The sequence below is a fragment of the Klebsiella terrigena genome, assembly GCF_006539725.1.
In the GTDB taxonomy this organism is placed as follows: Bacteria; Pseudomonadota; Gammaproteobacteria; order Enterobacterales; family Enterobacteriaceae; genus Klebsiella; species Klebsiella terrigena.
Genome location: NZ_BJNO01000022.1, coordinates 59,720 through 77,161 on the forward strand (window position 1 = coordinate 59,720; position 17,442 = coordinate 77,161).

At 56.3% G+C, this 17,442-nt stretch carries 20 protein-coding genes; 8 read left to right on the forward strand and 12 right to left on the reverse strand.

Features of this window, described 5'->3' with window-relative positions:
• Nucleotides 1-98: 98 nt before the first annotated feature.
• Both RTE01_RS20825 and RTE01_RS20830 read right to left on the reverse strand, forming a co-directional pair.
• Nucleotides 99-1,094 (reverse strand): substrate-binding domain-containing protein, encoded by a 996-nt coding sequence (locus RTE01_RS20825; RefSeq protein WP_115193847.1) that lies wholly within the window; start codon nucleotides 1,092-1,094, stop codon nucleotides 99-101.
• A gap of 95 nt (nucleotides 1,095-1,189) precedes the next feature.
• The gene (locus RTE01_RS20830; protein ID WP_041143409.1) at nucleotides 1,190-1,738 is read right to left on the reverse strand and encodes a helix-turn-helix domain-containing protein; all 549 of its coding nucleotides are present in this window, start codon (nucleotides 1,736-1,738) and stop codon (nucleotides 1,190-1,192) included.
• Nucleotides 1,739-1,838: 100 nt separating this feature from the next.
• Between RTE01_RS20830 and RTE01_RS20835 the strand changes: the two genes are divergently transcribed.
• Nucleotides 1,839-2,498, forward strand: a complete 660-nt coding sequence (locus RTE01_RS20835) for an AzlC family ABC transporter permease (protein ID WP_134528300.1) — start codon at nucleotides 1,839-1,841, stop codon at nucleotides 2,496-2,498.
• Nucleotides 2,498-2,821: an AzlD domain-containing protein gene (locus tag RTE01_RS20840; RefSeq protein WP_115193848.1), complete on the forward strand. Its 324-nt coding sequence runs from the start codon at nucleotides 2,498-2,500 to the stop codon at nucleotides 2,819-2,821. Before RTE01_RS20835 ends, RTE01_RS20840 begins: the two co-directional genes overlap by 1 nt.
• 102 nt (nucleotides 2,822-2,923) lie before the next feature.
• On the opposite strand, the gene RTE01_RS20845 is transcribed toward RTE01_RS20840, so the two are convergent.
• From RTE01_RS20845 to RTE01_RS20875, 7 genes are read right to left on the reverse strand one after another with little or no spacing between them, the layout of a single operon-like run.
• A complete protein-coding gene (locus RTE01_RS20845) occupies nucleotides 2,924-3,484 on the reverse strand; it encodes an AAA family ATPase (RefSeq protein ID WP_141335332.1) in 561 nt (186 codons plus the stop codon).
• Complete coding sequence (locus tag RTE01_RS20850) at nucleotides 3,481-3,918, reverse strand: PTS sugar transporter subunit IIA (RefSeq protein ID WP_134528678.1); 438 nt, start codon at nucleotides 3,916-3,918, stop codon at nucleotides 3,481-3,483. Before RTE01_RS20850 ends, RTE01_RS20845 begins: the two co-directional genes overlap by 4 nt.
• A 9-nt stretch (nucleotides 3,919-3,927) precedes the next feature.
• Nucleotides 3,928-4,197, reverse strand: a complete 270-nt coding sequence (locus RTE01_RS20855; protein WP_123553009.1) for a hypothetical protein — start codon at nucleotides 4,195-4,197, stop codon at nucleotides 3,928-3,930.
• Between the two features lie 57 nt (nucleotides 4,198-4,254).
• A complete protein-coding gene (locus RTE01_RS20860; RefSeq protein WP_134528297.1) occupies nucleotides 4,255-5,097 on the reverse strand; it encodes a class II fructose-bisphosphate aldolase in 843 nt (280 codons plus the stop codon).
• Nucleotides 5,084-6,451, reverse strand: a complete 1,368-nt coding sequence (locus tag RTE01_RS20865; RefSeq protein WP_041143402.1) for a PTS sugar transporter subunit IIC — start codon at nucleotides 6,449-6,451, stop codon at nucleotides 5,084-5,086. The genes RTE01_RS20860 and RTE01_RS20865 overlap by 14 nt, the downstream gene beginning before the upstream one ends.
• Nucleotides 6,444-6,758: a PTS sugar transporter subunit IIB gene (locus RTE01_RS20870; protein ID WP_004127154.1), complete on the reverse strand. Its 315-nt coding sequence runs from the start codon at nucleotides 6,756-6,758 to the stop codon at nucleotides 6,444-6,446. The genes RTE01_RS20865 and RTE01_RS20870 overlap by 8 nt, the downstream gene beginning before the upstream one ends.
• 11 nt (nucleotides 6,759-6,769) lie before the next feature.
• Nucleotides 6,770-7,750, reverse strand: coding sequence for a 6-phosphofructokinase (locus RTE01_RS20875; RefSeq protein ID WP_041143401.1), 981 nt, complete (start codon nucleotides 7,748-7,750; stop codon nucleotides 6,770-6,772).
• 299 nt (nucleotides 7,751-8,049) lie between these two features.
• Here RTE01_RS20875 and RTE01_RS20880 point away from each other — a divergent pair, with 299 nt between their 5' ends.
• Nucleotides 8,050-8,286 carry a hypothetical protein gene (locus tag RTE01_RS20880; RefSeq protein WP_255313550.1) on the forward strand — a complete coding sequence of 79 codons (237 nt, stop codon included), beginning with the start codon at nucleotides 8,050-8,052 and terminating at the stop codon, nucleotides 8,284-8,286.
• 189 nt (nucleotides 8,287-8,475) lie between these two features.
• Here the strand turns inward: RTE01_RS20880 and RTE01_RS20885 are convergent, their stop codons facing one another.
• Together RTE01_RS20885 and fdhD are read right to left on the reverse strand one after the other, a co-directional pair.
• Complete coding sequence (locus tag RTE01_RS20885; RefSeq protein WP_041143399.1) at nucleotides 8,476-8,688, reverse strand: YdgH/BhsA/McbA-like domain containing protein; 213 nt, start codon at nucleotides 8,686-8,688, stop codon at nucleotides 8,476-8,478.
• Nucleotides 8,689-8,815: 127 nt separating this feature from the next.
• Nucleotides 8,816-9,652 carry a formate dehydrogenase accessory sulfurtransferase FdhD gene (gene fdhD, locus RTE01_RS20890; RefSeq protein WP_134528294.1) on the reverse strand — a complete coding sequence of 279 codons (837 nt, stop codon included), beginning with the start codon at nucleotides 9,650-9,652 and terminating at the stop codon, nucleotides 8,816-8,818.
• A 156-nt stretch (nucleotides 9,653-9,808) separates the two neighbouring features.
• Between fdhD and fdnG the strand changes: the two genes are divergently transcribed.
• From fdnG to RTE01_RS20915, 5 genes are all read left to right on the forward strand, one after another.
• Complete coding sequence (gene fdnG / locus RTE01_RS20895; RefSeq protein WP_134528291.1) at nucleotides 9,809-12,859, forward strand: formate dehydrogenase-N subunit alpha; 3,051 nt, start codon at nucleotides 9,809-9,811, stop codon at nucleotides 12,857-12,859.
• 12 nt (nucleotides 12,860-12,871) lie between these two features.
• Nucleotides 12,872-13,774, forward strand: a complete 903-nt coding sequence (gene fdxH / locus RTE01_RS20900) for a formate dehydrogenase subunit beta (protein WP_041143395.1) — start codon at nucleotides 12,872-12,874, stop codon at nucleotides 13,772-13,774.
• A complete protein-coding gene (gene fdoI / locus RTE01_RS20905; protein ID WP_041143394.1) occupies nucleotides 13,771-14,406 on the forward strand; it encodes a formate dehydrogenase cytochrome b556 subunit in 636 nt (211 codons plus the stop codon). Before fdxH ends, fdoI begins: the two co-directional genes overlap by 4 nt.
• Complete coding sequence (gene fdhE / locus RTE01_RS20910; protein ID WP_041143393.1) at nucleotides 14,403-15,332, forward strand: formate dehydrogenase accessory protein FdhE; 930 nt, start codon at nucleotides 14,403-14,405, stop codon at nucleotides 15,330-15,332. The genes fdoI and fdhE overlap by 4 nt, the downstream gene beginning before the upstream one ends.
• Before the next feature lie 189 nt (nucleotides 15,333-15,521).
• Complete coding sequence (locus RTE01_RS20915) at nucleotides 15,522-16,442, forward strand: alpha/beta hydrolase (protein WP_134528288.1); 921 nt, start codon at nucleotides 15,522-15,524, stop codon at nucleotides 16,440-16,442.
• 15 nt (nucleotides 16,443-16,457) lie between these two features.
• On the opposite strand, the gene fabY is transcribed toward RTE01_RS20915, so the two are convergent.
• Nucleotides 16,458-17,399 (reverse strand): fatty acid biosynthesis protein FabY, encoded by a 942-nt coding sequence (fabY, locus tag RTE01_RS20920; RefSeq protein ID WP_041143391.1) that lies wholly within the window; start codon nucleotides 17,397-17,399, stop codon nucleotides 16,458-16,460.
• Nucleotides 17,400-17,442: the final 43 nt, after the last annotated feature.

Genomic DNA, 17,442 nt, shown 5'->3' on the forward strand with positions numbered 1-17,442 from the left:
CAAGGAATGCCTTACTGTTGATCCGAAACGTTTCGGGTAACAACCAAAACGTTTCGGATTCGTGATCGAGTGCAGAAATTAGCGTAGCGGGAAGGAAATCAGGCGGTGTCGCCGGGAATAAATTCGGGCTGCCAGAGCACCTGCAGGGAGGAAAGATCGTCGCCGGCAATCAGCCGACGGACCATGCCGGCGATCTGGCGGCCAACGCCCTGGCGAGTGGATTGGATCACCGCCGCCACCGGGGTTTCAATGATGCTGTCCTGCGGCAGTCCGTCGTAAACCACCAGCGACACGCGATTATCGCCGGTCAGGCGCCCCAGCTGGGATAGCGCCATCGCCGCGCCGTCGCCGTGGGTATTACAGTCGGTCACGATCGCCGTGGGCGGTTCCGGCAAACGCAGCAGCTCCATCGTCGCCTGATAGCCACCGCGGCGGGTTGGCGGCACGCTGCGCAGCCAGGTATCCGCTAATCCGGCCTCGCGCAGCGCCTGCAGATAGCCGTTGCGGCGCTGGGTGATAAACGCCTGATTGTTATTTTCGCTCAGCAGCGCGATGCGCCGATGCCCCTGGCTAATCAAATGGCGGGTCGCACGCCAGGTTCCGGCCTGATTATCAAAATCAAACCAGGCATAGGGCTGCGGCAGCCGGCTGCGACCAAGGGCGAGGAAAGGGAAGCCGGAGGAGAGCAGCTGCGTCAGGCGGGGGTCGTCATCCAGGGTATGAGCGACAATCAGCGCATCGACCCGCCGGCTCTGGACCATTCGCATATAGCCGTGCTTGTCCGCCTGCTCATCGTCGGCAATCAGCAGTAAATCAATCTCATAGCGCGACAGCTCGTGGCTAATTTCGCCGACCATGTCGAGAAATACGTTGTTATTCAGCGGGGCCGGGCTGATGGGAAAAACCAGACCCACGGCGTCAATTTTGCCCATTTTAAGGCGTCGCGCAAAGGTATTGGGTCGATAGCCACGGCGCTGCGCTTCCGCCTCCACGCGGGCGCGCGTCTCCTGCGACACGTCGTCATAACCGTTCAGCGCGCGGCTGACGGTCGTTACCGAGATTCCAAGTTCTTTAGCAATAGCTTTCAGCGACATACGTATCCCAGTCGGCGGTGGAGGAAACGGCTAGTGTCCCGCAATACGGGCGGGACGTCCAGCGGGAGCGGCGCGGTCATCCCCGCAATAAAACGCTAGCTTTGCTCAGCCACCAGAATCGCCTGGGTATCCGGCTCCAGCGCCTGGAAGAGATGTTCCCGATCGGCGGGGTAACAGATGTAGTCCCCGGCGCCCAGCTCTTCCGGCGCTTCGGTCAGGCCCACGCGCGCGCGGCCCTGGGTGACAATAATATGCTCTATCGATCCCGGCGGGTGCGGGTGAGAAACACGGTCAGCCCCCGGCTGGGTCAGCAGTAAATAGATATCGCGGCGGGCGCCGGGCGGGCAGGCCGCCAGCAGAATAGCCTGATAGTGGGCCTGCTCAGCCACCACCTTGGTCCCTTCCCCGCGACGCAGCACCTGCGTTTTTTGCGCCTGCGGCTCCAGCAGCCGGGCGAACGGAATATCGAGCGCGACGCAAAGCGACCAGAGCGTCTCGAGGCTGGGGTTACCGTTGCCTGACTCCAGCTGCGATAGCGTCGATTTGGCAATACCGGCCCGGCGCGCGACTTCCGCCAGCGAGAGCCCGGTGCGCGAGCGCTCGCGTACCAGACTCCGGGCAATCAGACTAATTGGCTGTGTCATTCACGGCTCCGCGTTTTTTATATAGAACGATTCGTTCGACTTGAAAGTCGAGAGGGTTGCGTTCATTATAATGGAAATTCGTTCGATATGGCTAAATAGTATGAAACAGCACTTCTCCTGTCTCAAAGGGGACACGATAAAAGCGATAGTCTTAGTCTGCCTGGCCGTGGGCGTCGTCGGCCTCTCCTACGGCTCGCTGGCGATAGCCTATGGCTTCCCGGTGTGGGTGCCGTTCGTGCTGTCGATTTGCGTGCTGGCGGGCGCCTCGGAGTTTATGTTTATCGGCATCGTCGCCAGCGGCGGTAACCCGCTGGCCGCCGCCGCCGCGGGATTACTGGTCAACGCCCGCCACGTGCCGTTCGGCGTGACGGTTCGCGATCTGGTCGGCAGGCGCGGCGCCAGCCTGCTGGGCTGCCATATTATGAATGACGAAAGCGTGGTCTTCGGGCTGTCGCAGAAAACGCCGGAGCAGAGTAAAGCCGCCTACTGGCTGTGCGGACTCGGCGTGGCTATCATCTGGCCGCTGGGCGCGCTGCTTGGAGCCCTGGTCGGCAAGATCCTGCCGGCCCCGGAAACCATCGGCCTCGATGCCGTCTTCCCCGCCATTCTGCTGGCGCTGGTCATTCCCGCGTTTAAAAACCGCACCACCTTAATTCGCGCCTGCAGCGGTGCGGCGTTATCCCTCGCAGCGGTCTCCTTTGCGCCAACGGGACTGCCGGTGCTGTTCTCCCTGTTCGGCCTGCTGGCGAGGAAAAAATAATGGGCAACATCACGCTGTTTATCATCGGGATCGCTATCCTGTCGGCAGGAACCTACCTGATGCGCCTCGGCGGCGCGAAGATTGGTAGCCGGCTGGCGCTTTCCGAGCGTTCTCAGGCGCTGCTCTCGGACGCCGCGACGGTACTGCTATTTTCCGTCGCCCTGGCGACCACATTTTATGAAAGCGAACATTTTGCCGGTATGGCGCGGGTGCTGGGGGTGGGCTTCGCGGTATTCCTCGCCTGGCGCAAGATGCCGCTGATCGTGGTGATTATTGCCGCGGCAGTGGTTACCGCCCTGCTGCGGCTGGCGGGCGTCGCCTGACCCGGCCTACGAAACCGGCAATATCAAATATTTACGCAATTCCTGTAGGCCCGAGCAAGCGAATCGCCGCTGGACAGTTACAATCGAGCTTAACGTAATTCTTTAATATTGCTGCATTTTTTCTTCAAGCCAACGGATAGCGGACGCCATATCCAGCGGTTTTTGCTGATCCACGGTAAACACCGGCCCCAGCCGCATTGGTTCCGCCCGCTGCGCCAGCTGGGCCAGCTCCGGAAGATACTCTTCGCCCGGGTGTCCCGGCTTGCGATCCTGCAACCGGCTGGCATAGCGCGACACCGCAAGCTCGGGCGAGATGCGGTTCCAGATTTCCAGAACCTTTTCAACGCCCGCCTGCTGCAGCTGCAGCTGCAACGTTTCGCGCGGCTGAAAACCAAACCAGGCGTCGATTAGCCAAATACAGCCTGCCGGAGCGTGGCCGACGATCGACCAGATGACGTCATAAGCGGCGCAGCCCAGCTGTCGATTGAAAGACCTGTCGATTTCGCTAAAGCACGCCATAAACGGCTCTTTAATACCGTCGATGGTCAGCTGCGGCAGATTGAAGGTTGCCGATAGCTGCCGGGTGACGGTGCTTTTGCCCGATGCGGGAATGCCGTTAATTAAAATCACCGTTTTGCAGCGTGGAGTGAGATGTCTGTTCATAACAACGCGACGACCTCCTCTCTGCTGCTGGCGGCCCGCAGCTTCGCCATGGTCTCGTTATTATCGAGCAGCGCGACAATCGCCCGAATGCCCTCCTCAATATGGGCATTGCTGTCCTGCGCGCCGAACATAATCACAATATCCGCCTTCTCGCTATCGGCAAAATGAATTGGCTGATCCAACACAACCAGGCTAAAACAGTTGCGCCTGACGCCGCATTCCGGCCTGGCGTGGGGGATGGCGACGCCTTCATCAAAAACGTAATAGGCGCCGTGGTTCAGGGTATTATCAATTACCGCCTGACCGTAATCTGCCGAGATATACCCTTTCGTGACCAGCGGGCTGGCCGCCAGATGGATCACTTTCTGCCAGTCGGACTCCGTGACGCCGACCTGAATCGCATCGGCCTCAATAAGCAGTTCTTTTATCGTCATCATGACTCCCTAAATATTGCGGCGAATAATATTGCGTAACTCATCAATGCGAACAAAAAGCGCATCTATTTCCTGCCGGTGAGTCTTACTTTTGGCATACACCGACAGCGCCCGGTTATAAATCAGCATTAAGGCTTTCTGTACTTCGCCATTACCCGGGTTGCCCTGGAGTTCAGCTTCCAGTCTGACTATTTCCCCCGCCAGCTGACGGGACTGTTCGTCATAATCCTGCGGTGGGCTACTCTCTTTTTTCCACAACGTTTTCAAAGATTCAAACATAGCGAGCTCCTCCCTGACGGACAGCAGGGCAACAAAATACGGTTTAAAAATAAGCTTTTATTTAAACAGGGCGATTTTTTCCATTAATACATTGGTGACCGCATTATTCGCCGGAATTAAAAATTTGCGTACACTGTCGTTCACTTTGCCTTTTTCAAAAGTGGTTTTACAGCGATCGACCCACTGGACGTTCATTTCAGTGCCGACGTTCACCTTGTTGATGCCTTCAGTGACGGCCAAACGCATATCCTCATCGCTGACGCCGGTGCCGCCGTGCAGCACTAACGGCACGCCGGTCGCGATGCTAATCTCTTTCAGCCGCTGGTGCTGGATTTGCGCCTTACCGGTATAAAGGCCGTGCACCGTGCCCACGGAAACCGCCAGCATATCCACCCTCGTCTCCCCAACAAAGCGTTTGGCATCTTCCACCGTGGTGAAGCAAATATCTTCCGCGGCAACGGCTTTGCCATCTTCCGAGCCGCCGATCGCCCCCAGCTCTCCTTCTACCGTAATATTCCGCGGGCGCGCCATCTCCACCACGATGCGGGTATTGCCGATATTCTCTTCCAGATCCAGATGCGAGCCGTCGTACATCACTGATGAAAATCCGGCATCCATGGCCGTTTCAATGGCGCTAATATCAGAGCAGTGATCCAGATGCAGGCAGGTCGGCACGTTTTCACTTTCCGCTAATGAACGAACCGCATCCACCAGTAAACGATAGCCGAGATATTCAGCCGTCCCGGTAGAGATTTGAATCATTAACGGGCTATGGCTTTGTTGCGCCGCTTTGAAAAATGCCGGCAGCATTTCAATACAATGCAAATTAAATGAGCCAATGGCCTTAAAATTTCTTTCCTGCGCAATTTTCAGAATAGCGTTGAAGTTATACAGACTCATGAACATTTTCCCCTTTCGGCTTCGCTGATTTACCGTTTACGAACCATGCCAGTGCGGCAACAAAAACAATGAACAGGGCGACAAATAGCCAGTTATTCTGGAAGGCATGGCCTAATACCAAACCGGAACTAATGACGTCCGAATCGCTGAAGGTGACGCCGGTAAAGCCGTAGCTTTCCAACATCGGCACTAAAATAGCGGGCAGGAAGGTGATAAACAGGCCGTGGATCACGCCGCCAATCATCGCCCCACGGCGGCCGCCCAGCGCGTTGCCGAACACGCCCGCCGTCCCCCCGGCAAAAAAGTTGGTTAACAGGCCAGGCAGGATCATCGCCAGGCCAAACATGGGAAATACCAGCATGCCGATGATGGAGCCGACGGTGGTCGCCAGGAAGCCGACGATCACCGCGTTGGGCGCATAGGGAAACAGCACCGGGCAATCCAGCGCGGGCTTTGCGTCCGGGACAATGCGCATCGCAATCCCGCGAAATGCCGGAACCAGCTCGTTAAGCAATAAGCGCACGCCGCTGTAGAGAACGAATACCCCCGCCACAAACTGAATGGACTGCATAAAGGCGTACATCAGGTAGTTAATGCCGTTGGAGAACTGCGCGATATATTCCGGGCCCGCCGCAACCGCGGGAATGAGATACATCGGCACCATCACTACCGCCATCGCGAGATAGGTGTCCTGAAGAAACTTAAAGTTGTCCGGTAACTCCAGATCTTCCGTTGAACGAGACCCTTTACCCACCACTTTAGCCACCGCTGCCTGCACCAGATAGCCGATAGTGCAGAAATGCCCCAGCGCCACATCATCGGAACCGGTAATGCGCCTGACCACCGGCTGCGCCAGAGCGGGCATCAGTACCGCCATCACGCCGCCGAAAATACCGCCGGTTAAAATCAGCGGAAGCCCGGTCAGCCCGGCTTTAAAGCCAATCACCGCGCCGATAGTCGCCATCCACAGCAGCGCCTGGCCGGTCAGGAAGATATATTTGAGCGGCGTTAGGCGGGCAATAATGATGTTGACGGCAAAAATCACCATCAGGGTCAGCGCAACTTCGGAGCCTAATTCACGGTTGGCTAATCCGGCAATGGCGGCGACATCGGTAATGTAGCCTTTCATGCCAAATCCCTGCGTGAAAATATCGTTAAGGAACGTTAGCGTGGCGACAATAATGTTGATCCCGGCCATCATAATTAAGAAACCGAGTAGCGTTTTAAACGTCCCTTCCGCCGTTTTACCCGCTGATTTTTTTTGCAGAATCAGGCCCAGCATCGCAATAAATGCAATTAATATCGATGCCTGGCCGAGTAAATCTTTGACGATAAACTCTACAAAGCTATTCATAGTCCGCTACCTTCAGGTTACGTTCTTTTAAGAATGCGACGATCTTCGCTTCAATCTCGTCTTTATCCGTCAGCTTATGCAGTACCACCACGCGTTTAATTTCCTCCTCACTGGCATCTGCCGTTAATATATCGGCAAAGGTTTTTTGCGTCAGAATCATATCTGATTTAAACGCCCCGGCTTCGGAAATAGTGGTATGTTCAATCTGCGCTGGAATCTCCAGTTTCTTTAAAACAGCCTTCGCCGTCATTTCAATAGCAAAGCTTGAACCGAGGCCGCAGCCACATACGCATAGAATTTTCAGCATGTAGGGTCTCCTCAAATTATATTGAGTTTTTTGGCAAGTTTATAATGATGTCCTTCAGTGTCGACCAGACGTTTTTTCATACTAACTAAATCAATCGGAATAGGTTTATTACTTGAATTAATTATAATGGCTTTATTTTTCATCCCTGACTGAATGCAGCGAACCACTTCACTGGCCATAATAGTGCCCTGATAAATTTCTTCGCAGGTCGGATCGCCATTGCGCAAACCGTAGCCAACGATAGTTTTACGAATACGCACGCCAATTTGCGGTTCGAGCTGCTTAATCATGGTATCAATGGCTCCCTGAAATCCGGGAGAGTACTCCCTGGTGTAGCCTTCAGAGCACAGGATCACCACGCTATTCTGCTGTGTCAGCTTATGCTTCACCCGCTCGGCCAGCGCTTCCAACGGCAGCTGCGATTCCGGGATCAGGGCGATATCGGCGTTACTTTTTATCGCGGATTGCAACGTTAACTCTCCACAATAACCTCCCAGAATTTCGACCATAAATACGCGGCCCGGTAATGCTCTTCCAGTATTTCTTAAGCGGGAAACTTCTTTAATAATCTGCTCGCAGGCGGTGGAGAAACCAATCGTATAATCACTCCCGTACACATCATTATCGATAGTCATCCCGACGCCAAAACAGTTAATATCAAATTCGCTCAGCGTATTGAGAAACTGCAGGCTACCATCACCGCCGGCCATAATCAGCACATCAATGCGCAGTGATTTAATTTTTTTGGCTATTGTTTCATATTCACTACGCAGCAACCGACGACTGGTGCGCCCGGAGGTAATGATCGGAATAGAGGCAATGGAGAAATCGACCAGATCGCGCCAGGCGACCTCATGATGATTTTTATCCAACAGCCCGGGTATTCCACCATTAAAAATGGTGATATCGGCATTCGCCAGTCTGGCAACCTGGAATATAAAATTATTAATTCCAGAAACATCACCACCGCTAATAACAATGCCAATTTTCATTGCCTGCCTCCGCTGTTTTGCTTGCCCACATTTTTCCCTGAGTTCAAGGGCGTTATTTGCAGTACAGATCACAATATGCTGATAAATCTCTGCCAGCCTAATATTGACAGTGGGTTTATTAGCTCGTTTTTTGTGATCAACATCTGTTTTATAAAATGAGATCGTCTTAACAGTTATTTCTTTATTTTCTTTAAGATCATTAGGTTGCTTGAGGAGATAACTGTGCGGGCGGGCTGCCCATTTTCATCCCTAAATCCAGCGATGATGAAAAGGCGGAAATGTGATAAATAGCGCATTTTTTGCGTCAGGAAGCGCGCAGCCGGCATCGGGACATCCATCTCGATAATATCGGCGAATTAAAAAACCAGATTAAAGCGATGTGCGCCAGCGCCGGTAGCGATAATCGCGAGGGTGAGGTCACCACGCTACGCGGCCCCGTGTCCGGTGGCGAAATAATCCGTATTGCCGCCAATGCGGATGATGGCGTGCTGAGCACCAGCCAGCTTCTGCCAAAGGCGATGAGCGATGAGCGATGAGCGATGAGCGATGAGCGATGAGGTTATTTTTCGCGACTTTTGCCACAGCGGGAACCTTTTATTGTCAACTAGTCAACGTCCTGCAATAACCGGACCTCCATGCTAAAAAATTTAATTAACAACTACATAATGATTTATCAGACACAAAAAAAGCGCCCTGAGGCGCTCTTTCAACAGTAGCTCTTAAGCTTATTTATTCAGTTCCGCCGTCATATGCACGCGGTTACCGGTAAAGGCTTCGGTAATTTTATAAGATGATGCGCCAGCAGCCTGGGCCTGAGCGGCAATTTTCGCTTCAGCACCGTCCATAGTTGCGGCGGTGGCGGTCACGCTTTCAGCAGCGAAAGAACCAAAAGAAGCGGCCAGAGCGATAACTGCGACAAAAGTTTTGACGTTTTTCATGAGATAAATCCTTCAGTAAGTTGTTTGGGTAAGGCGTTGTGCCTTGATGAGATAAATAATAGACCTCACATCCCATAACAAAAAGCGGAAGGATTTGTTCACATCATTCAAAAAAATTGATTGTATTTTAACCCGCAATAATCCGCTGCGGGTGGGTATAAATCGTTGCTCTGCCCGGCTTGCAAAAACCGACCAGCGTCAGGTTGCAGCGTTCCGCAACCTCAACCGCCAGCGCGGTCGCGGCGGAGACCGCAAACAGGATTTCCACGCCGCACATGGCCGCCTTCTGCACCATCTCGTAGCTGGCCCGGCTGGAGACCAGCGCCGCGCCGTTCTGCCAGTCGTTTCCCTCCTCCACGCGCCGTCCGAGCAGCTTGTCGAGAGCGACGTGACGGCCAACGTCTTCATGCCCGCCCGCCAGCTGGCCCGACGGACGAACCCAGGCGGCCGCGTGGGTGCACCCGGTGATGCGGCCGATGGGCTGCACGTCGTTAAGGTGCTCCAGCGCGCGATCGAGGTTCGCGAGGTTGAAGGTTTGCGTAAACGGCAGCGGCCGCACCGGCCTGCCGATATCGTTTAGCTGCTCCACGCCGCATACTCCGCAGCCGGTGCGTCCCGCCAGCGCGCGGCGGCGCTCTTTCAGCCCCATAAACCGCCGGCTGGAGAGCTCAATTCTGACGGCCAGGCCGTTGCATTCCTGCACCACGTCCATGCCGTAGATCTCGGCGCGATTTTCGATAATCCCTTCGGACAACGAAAAACCGACGGCGAACCGCTGCAGATCGCCCGGAGAGGCCATCATCACGACGTGGGAGATGCCGTTATAGACCAGGGCGACCGGCACCTCTTCAGCTAACTCGTCCGGCTGAGGATGTTGCAAATTATCGCGCTTCCACAGCGCGACCTGGCGGTAACCCGTGACAGTAGTCACATTTTTGATTTGTTCGAGAGGGTTCTTATTCACTTTGTCTTAACCGTATTGGAACAGGCATACACACAATGTGGTATTCTTTACATACCCCCTCAAGAAAGAGGGTGATTGCCCCTAATTCTGAACCTTTGCGGCCCTTACCGCAAAGTAAATAACTACATGTGACAATGTCGATACAAGGAGTGAACCATGCAGGTCAGCAGAAGGCAGTTCTTTAAGATCTGCGCTGGCGGTATGGCAGGTACAACGGCAGCAACGCTGGGCTTCGCCCCGGCTATTGCGCTCGCGGAGACCCGGCAATATAAGCTGCTGCGTACCCGTGAAACCCGCAACACCTGTACGTACTGTTCCGTTGGCTGTGGGCTGTTAATGTATAGCCTCGGTGACGGTGCGAAAAACGCCAAAGCATCCATCTTTCATATCGAAGGTGACCCCGATCATCCGGTCAACCGTGGCGCACTCTGCCCGAAAGGGGCCGGCCTGGTGGACTTTATCCACTCCGAAAGCCGACTGAAATTCCCGGAATATCGCGCACCTGGCTCCGATAAATGGCAGCAAATCAGCTGGGACGATGCGTTCGATCGTATCGCGAAGCTGATGAAAGAAGACCGTGATGCCAACTTTGTCGCCAAAAACGACGCCGGCACCACCGTTAACCGCTGGCTGACCACCGGTATGCTGTGCGCATCCGCCTCCAGCAACGAAACCGGCTATTTAACGCAGAAATTCACCCGCGCGCTCGGTATGCTCGCGGTCGACAACCAGGCGCGCGTCTGACACGGACCAACGGTAGCAAGTCTTGCTCCAACATTTGGTCGCGGTGCGATGACGAACCACTGGGTTGACATTAAAAATGCCAACCTCATTGTGGTCATGGGCGGTAACGCCGCTGAAGCGCATCCGGTAGGATTCCGCTGGGCGATGGAAGCCAAAATTCACAATGGCGCGAAGCTCATTGTTATCGACCCGCGCTTTACGCGCACCGCGTCGGTAGCCGACTTCTATACCCCGATTCGCTCTGGTACTGACATTACCTTCCTGTCAGGCGTCATCCTGTACCTGTTGAATAACGAAAAAATCAACCGCGAGTACACCGAAGCCTATACCAACGCCAGCCTGATCGTGCGTGAGGATTACAGCTTCGATGACGGCCTGTTTAGCGGCTATGACGCCGAAAAACGCAGCTACGATAAGACCAGCTGGAACTACGAGCTGGACGAAAACGGCTTTGCCAAACGCGATACCTCCCTTCAGCATCCGCGCTGCGTCTGGAACCTGCTGAAACAGCACGTCTCCCGCTATACGCCGGAGGTTGTGGAAAATATCTGCGGGACGCCAAAAGCCGACTTCCTGAAAGTCTGCGAATACATCGCCGAAACCAGCGCCCATGATAAAACCGCGTCGTTCCTCTATGCCCTTGGCTGGACGCAGCACTCTATCGGCGCGCAGAACATCCGCACCATGGCGATGATCCAGCTGCTGCTCGGCAATATGGGGATGGCGGGCGGCGGCGTGAACGCGCTGCGCGGCCACTCCAATATTCAGGGGCTGACCGACCTGGGGCTGCTCTCCACCAGCCTGCCGGGTTACATGAACCTGCCGAGCGAAAAACAGGCCGATATCCAGACTTACCTGGCCGCCAGCACGCCGAAACCGCTGCTGAAGGATCAGGTGAACTACTGGGGCAACTACCCGAAATTCTTCGTCTCAATGATGAAGGCCTTCTACGGCGATAAGGCAACAGCGGAGAACAGCTGGGGCTTTGACTGGCTGCCGAAGTGGGATAAAGGGTACGACGTTCTGCAGTACTTCGAGATGATGAACCAGGGCAAAGTGAACGGCTATATTTGCCAGGGCTTTAACCCTGTGGCCTCGTTCCCGAATAAAAACAAGGTCGTCGCCTCGCTGTCGAAGCTGAAGTTCCTGGTCACTATCGACCCGCTCAACACCGAAACGTCCACCTTCTGGCAAAACCACGGCGAGTCGAACGACGTCGATCCGGCGAAAATCCAGACCGAAGTCTTCCGCCTGCCGTCGACCTGCTTCGCCGAAGAGAATGGCTCTATCGTCAACTCCGGACGCTGGCTGCAGTGGCACTGGAAAGGCGCGGACGCCCCGGGGATTGCGGCAACCGACGGTGAGATCCTCGCCGGCATCTTCTTACGCCTGCGTAAGATGTACGCCGAAAACGGGGGTCCGGTTCCGGAACCGGTGCTGAATATGAGCTGGGACTACTCCACCCCGCATGAACCGGCTTCGGAAGAAGTGGCGATGGAGAGCAACGGCAAGGCGCTGGCGGATATAACCGACCCGGCCACCGGCGCGGTTATCGTCAAGAAAGGCCAGCAGCTCAGCTCCTTTGCGCAGCTGCGCGATGACGGTACTACCTCCAGCGGCTGCTGGATCTTCGCCGGCAGCTGGACGCCGGACGGCAACCAGATGGCGAGACGCGATAACGCCGACCCGTCGGGCCTCGGTAATACCCTGGGCTGGGCATGGGCGTGGCCGCTTAACCGCCGCATCCTGTATAACCGTGCTTCCGCAGACCCGCAGGGCAAACCGTGGGATCCGAAGCGCCAGATCCTCAAATGGGATGGCGCAAAATGGGGCGGCATGGATATTCCTGACTACAGCGCCGCCGCGCCGGGCAGCGACGTCGGGCCGTTTATCATGCAGCCTGAAGGGATGGGCCGCCTGTTTGCTATCGACAAAATGGCGGAAGGACCGTTCCCTGAGCACTACGAACCGTTCGAAACGCCGCTGGGCACTAACCCGCTGCACCCCAACGTGGTCTCCAACCCGGCCGCCCGCGTCTTTAAGGGTGACCTGGAGCAGATGGGTAAAGCGGATAAGTTCCCGTACGTTGGCACCACCTATCGTCTCACCGAGCACTTCCACTACTGGACCAAGCACGCGTTGCTCAACGCCATCGCGCAGCCGGAACAGTTTGTTGAAATCGGCGAGAAGCTGGCGAATAAGCTCGGTATTGCCCACGGCGATACCGTCAGAGTCTCCTCCAACCGCGGCTATATCAAGGCCAAGGCGGTGGTGACCAAGCGAATTCGCACGCTGAAGGTGGACGGTAAGGATATCGATACTATCGGTATTCCGATCCACTGGGGCTATGAAGGCGTGGCGAAGAAGGGCTTTATCGCCAACACGCTAACGCCGTTCGTTGGTGATGCGAATACGCAGACGCCGGAGTTCAAAGCCTTCCTCGTGAACGTGGAAAAGGTGTAAGGGAGACGACTTATGGCTTATCAATCGCAAGACATTATTCGTCGTTCCGCGACTAACGGTTTCACCCCCGCGCCTCAGGCGCGGGACCACCAGCAGGAGGTGGCGAAGCTTATCGACGTCACCACCTGCATCGGCTGTAAAGCCTGTCAGGTGGCCTGTTCGGAGTGGAACGATATCCGTGATGAGGTCGGTCACAACGTCGGCGTGTACGACAACCCGGCCGATCTAACCGCCAAATCCTGGACGGTAATGCGCTTCTCTGAAGTGGAGCAAAACGACAGGCTGGAGTGGTTAATTCGTAAGGATGGCTGCATGCACTGCGCCGATCCGGGCTGCCTGAAGGCGTGCCCGGCAGAAGGCGCTATCATTCAGTATGCTAACGGTATCGTTGATTTCCAGTCCGAGCAGTGCATCGGCTGCGGCTACTGCATTGCCGGCTGTCCGTTCGACGTGCCGCGCCTGAACCCGGAAGACAACCGCGTCTACAAGTGCACGCTGTGCGTCGATCGCGTCAACGTCGGCCAGGAGCCGGCCTGTGTGAAAACCTGCCCGACCGGCGCTATCCACTTTGGCTCCAAAGAGGATATGAAAGTGCTGGCAGGCGAGCGCGTCGCCGAGCTGAAAACCCGCGGTTATGACAACGCGGGCCTGTACGATCCGGCCGGCGTCGGCGGCACGCACGTGATGTACGTCCTGCATCATGCCGACAAGCCGAATCTGTACCACGGCCTGCCGGAAAACCCGGAAATCAGCGCCACCGTGAAGTTCTGGAAAGGCATCTGGAAACCGCTCGCGGCGGTGGGCTTTGCCGCGACCTTCGCAGCCAGCATCTTCCACTACGTCGGCGTCGGTCCGAACCGTGCGGAAGAGGAAGAAGACAACCTGCATGAAGAGAATGACGAGGTGCGCAAATGAAAAGACGTGACACCATCGTGCGCTACACGGCGCCGGAGCGAATCAACCACTGGGTGACCGCCTTCTGCTTTATGCTGGCGGCCATCAGCGGGCTGGGGTTCTTTTTCCCCTCCTTCAACTGGCTGATGCAGATCATGGGCACCCCGCAGCTGGCGCGAATTCTGCACCCGTTTGTCGGGGTTATCATGTTTGCCTCGTTCATCATCATGTTTTTCCGCTACTGGCATCACAACCTAATCAATCGGGATGATATCTTTTGGGCGAAGAATATTCGTAAGATCGTCGTCAACGAGGAGGTAGGTGACACCGGGCGCTATAACTTCGGCCAGAAATGCGTATTCTGGGCGGCGATTATTTTCCTGGTTCTGCTGCTGATAAGCGGCGTGATCATCTGGCGTCCGTATTTTGCGCCTGCGTTCTCAATCCCGGTGATCCGATTTGCGCTAATGCTGCATTCATTTGCCGCAGTGGCGTTAATTGTGGTTATCATGGTGCATATCTACGCCGCCCTGTGGGTGAAAGGCACCATTACCGCGATGGTGGAAGGTTGGGTTACCAAATCATGGGCGAAGAAACATCACCCACGCTGGTATCGCGAAGTCCGCCAGAAACAGGAAAAAAAGACTGAATGAGTATTCGCATAATCCCGCAAGATGAGCTGGGTTCGAGCGAGAAACGCACGGCGGAATATATTCCGCCGCTACTGTTCCCCAGGCTAAAAAATCTTTATAACCGGCGCGCCGAGCGCCTGCGCAAGCTGGCGGAGAGCAACCCGCTGGGCGACTATCTGCGCTTTGCCGCGCTGATCGCCCACGCCCAGGAAGTGGTGCTGTATGACCATCCGCTGCAGATGGATTTGACGGCCCGCCTCAAAGAGGCGAATGCCCAGGGCAAACCGCCGCTGGATATTCACGTCCTGCCGCGCGATAAGCACTGGCACAAGCTGCTGCATTCGCTTATCGCCGAGCTGAAGCCGGAAATGAGCGGCCCGGCGCTGGCGGTCATCGAAAACCTGGAAAAAGCGTCCGAACAGGAGCTTGAGCTGATGGCGAACGCGCTTTTCGCCTCCGACTTTGCTTTGGTCAGCAGCGATAAGGCCCCGTTTATCTGGGCCGCGCTGTCGCTCTACTGGGCGCAGATGGCGAGCCTGATCCCCGGTAAAGCCCACGCCGAGTACGGCGAACAGCGTCAGCACTGCCCGGTTTGTGGCTCGATGCCGGTCTCCAGCATGGTGCAAATCGGTACCACTCAGGGGCTGCGCTACCTGCACTGCAATCTGTGCGAAACCGAATGGCACGTCGTGCGCGTGAAGTGCAGCAACTGCGAACAGAGCCGCGATTTGAACTACTGGTCGCTGGACAACGAGCAGGCGGCGATCAAGGCTGAAAGCTGCGGCGACTGCGGGACCTACCTGAAGATTATGTATCAGGAAAAGGATCCCAACGTCGAAGCCGTCGCTGACGATCTTGCCTCGCTGGTGCTGGACGCCCATATGGAGCAGGAAGGTTTTGCCCGCAGCTCTATCAACCCGTTTATGTTCCCGGGTGAAGGCGAATAAAAAGTAGTTGATGGCCGGGTAACCCAGGTTGCCCGGCCAGCCATCAGGCCGCACAGGCCGAAGCCTCACCGACGTTATCCGCGCCCTTTTGTACTCCATCTCCCCGCTCCAGCCGCAAAAAATCCCGTGTTCATCCGCCATAAACCAGGCTATAAAGCTGTATATCCATACAGAAAAAAGGATTGAGAGATGACGCTGGAAAAAGGCATTAACCGCCTGGTGGATGAGTTTATCGCGGCGGGCCGCCCCTCTTCGCGGGAGCAGAATATTGATGACCGGAGAGCGGGCTACGTGGCAAGCGTGGTGCTGGCCGGCGCGCCTGAAACCCGCGTGCAGGTCGAGGATATCGCCTTAGAAGGCATGACCTTTCGCGTGGTATCGCCGCTTGATGCCGAGGGCGCGCTGCCCACCGTTATTTACTATCACGGCGGCTGTTTTATCAGCGGCGGCTTTGCTACCCACGATCGACAGCTTCGACAGCTGGCGTATGAGAGCCGCTGCCGGGTCATCGCCGTGCAGTACCGGCTGGCGCCTGAACATACCTTCCCTGCCGCACATGACGATGCGCAGCGCGGCGCCGAAATTATCCACCGCCACGCCGGGCGGCTGGGGGTCGATACCGCACGCATAACGCTTGCCGGAGACAGCGCCGGCGGCCATCTTGCCCTGGTTACCGCCCTGCGCCTGAAAGCCGCGGCAGAGTGGCGGCCCGCGCAGCTAATCCTGATTTACCCGATGCTGGACGCCACCGCCCGCTCGGCAAGCTACGTCAGCAACGGCGAAGATTACATCATCACCCGGGATACGCTGCTGAGCGGCTACGAGATCTATCTCTCGTCGACCGACGTTTCCCACCCGGAGGCGAGCCCGCTGTGGCGAGAAGACTTCAGCGGCCTGCCGCCGGTGCATATTATTACCGCAGAGTACGACCCGCTGCGTGATGAAGGTGAGGCGTTATATCGCCGGCTGCTCGAGCAGAACGTCGAGTGCAGCGCTCAGCGCTATCTCGGGGTTATTCACGGCTTCTTTCAGCTTGCGGGGATAAGCCCGGCGGCGCGGGGTGCTATGCGGGATATCGCCTGGCGAAGCGGTTCACCAGGCGCCGCATAAGGCAGGAGAGGCGGGCTACTCTTCTTCGTTGCCGCCCTCTTCGTACGAGCCAAACGGCTTCGCGGGCAGAACGATATAAATGCCTTCAAAAACGGCACCCAGGTTCTCATCGCCAAACAGCTCAACCTGCAGCTGTACCCGCGCCTTTCGGCCGCGAGCGAGGCGGTCAAGATCGCCGCTTAAGGAGCCGAGGTCCGCCACCGCGCTCGGGCGGCCGCTGATCGGCTGGCTGTAGCGGATATGCGCGTCGGCGAGGATAATCGTTCCGCCGAGGTGCCGCTCGCGCAGCATCAGCCAAATAAGCCCCCAGCCGGTGAGAGTTGCCTGGGAAAAGAGGCTCCCGGCAAACAGCGTGTGGTGCGGATTCTGGTTGCCGGCTTCCGGCATGGTGGTGATGAATTTTTTCCCGGTGTACTGCTGAATGCGCACGCCCATTTTTTCGCTGAGCGGAATGTGCTGATACCAGGCCTGCTGCAGCTGTCCGCACCAGTCGCCACGGTGAAGAATGTCGTCCAGCGAGGCAATCGGCTTGATCATCAGGAAATGGCGGATAGGCGTGGTGGTTGGCGTAGTTATCTCGCCCTGGTTAACGAACCCCAGCTTGGCGAAGAAATCCACCGCGTCCTCGCGGGCGCTGCAGGTTACGCGCTTCACCCCTTCCTGACGCGCCACCGACTCCAGGGTCATCGCCATTAAGGTCCCGAGCCCTTTATCCTGTACGGAAGGGTGCACCGCCATAAAGCGAATAGAGGCTTCATTTTCGGCGTTCACGTACAGCCGCCCTACGGCGACCAAATTTCCGTCCTCATCGACCACCATCTGGTGATGCGCCATGGCATCCCAGGCATCGCGTTCCGACCCTTTTGGTTGATGCAGCGGCTTACGCAGCATCTCCCAGCGGAACTGATAGTAGCTCTCTAACTCTTCTTCTGTTTGCGGTACACGAAGGTGATACATAGCTGTACTCTCTTTTGTTACCCGCAGCCGGCCCGGAAGCTGA

Excerpts from the sequence above, each read along its gene's own strand:
- RTE01_RS20830 (WP_041143409.1), bottom strand. The coding sequence starts at position 1,738 with ATGACACAGCCAATTAGTCTGATTGCCCGGAGTCTGGTACGCGAGCGC.
- RTE01_RS20870 (WP_004127154.1), bottom strand. The coding sequence starts at position 6,758 with ATGCTGAAAATTCTATGCGTATGTGGCTGCGGCCTCGGTTCAAGCTTT.
- RTE01_RS20855 (WP_123553009.1), bottom strand. The coding sequence starts at position 4,197 with ATGTTTGAATCTTTGAAAACGTTGTGGAAAAAAGAGAGTAGCCCACCG.
- RTE01_RS20885 (WP_041143399.1), bottom strand. The coding sequence starts at position 8,688 with ATGAAAAACGTCAAAACTTTTGTCGCAGTTATCGCTCTGGCCGCTTCT.
- fdhE (WP_041143393.1), top strand. The coding sequence starts at position 14,403 with ATGAGTATTCGCATAATCCCGCAAGATGAGCTGGGTTCGAGCGAGAAA.
- RTE01_RS20840 (WP_115193848.1), top strand. The coding sequence starts at position 2,498 with ATGGGCAACATCACGCTGTTTATCATCGGGATCGCTATCCTGTCGGCA.
- RTE01_RS20875 (WP_041143401.1), bottom strand. The coding sequence starts at position 7,750 with ATGAAAATTGGCATTGTTATTAGCGGTGGTGATGTTTCTGGAATTAAT.
- fabY (WP_041143391.1), bottom strand. The coding sequence starts at position 17,399 with ATGTATCACCTTCGTGTACCGCAAACAGAAGAAGAGTTAGAGAGCTAC.
- RTE01_RS20860 (WP_134528297.1), bottom strand. The coding sequence starts at position 5,097 with ATGAGTCTGTATAACTTCAACGCTATTCTGAAAATTGCGCAGGAAAGA.
- RTE01_RS20850 (WP_134528678.1), bottom strand. The coding sequence starts at position 3,918 with ATGACGATAAAAGAACTGCTTATTGAGGCCGATGCGATTCAGGTCGGC.
- RTE01_RS20865 (WP_041143402.1), bottom strand. The coding sequence starts at position 6,451 with ATGAATAGCTTTGTAGAGTTTATCGTCAAAGATTTACTCGGCCAGGCA.
- RTE01_RS20825 (WP_115193847.1), bottom strand. The coding sequence starts at position 1,094 with ATGTCGCTGAAAGCTATTGCTAAAGAACTTGGAATCTCGGTAACGACC.
- RTE01_RS20835 (WP_134528300.1), top strand. The coding sequence starts at position 1,839 with ATGAAACAGCACTTCTCCTGTCTCAAAGGGGACACGATAAAAGCGATA.
- RTE01_RS20845 (WP_141335332.1), bottom strand. The coding sequence starts at position 3,484 with ATGAACAGACATCTCACTCCACGCTGCAAAACGGTGATTTTAATTAAC.
- fdxH (WP_041143395.1), top strand. The coding sequence starts at position 12,872 with ATGGCTTATCAATCGCAAGACATTATTCGTCGTTCCGCGACTAACGGT.
- RTE01_RS20915 (WP_134528288.1), top strand. The coding sequence starts at position 15,522 with ATGACGCTGGAAAAAGGCATTAACCGCCTGGTGGATGAGTTTATCGCG.
- fdoI (WP_041143394.1), top strand. The coding sequence starts at position 13,771 with ATGAAAAGACGTGACACCATCGTGCGCTACACGGCGCCGGAGCGAATC.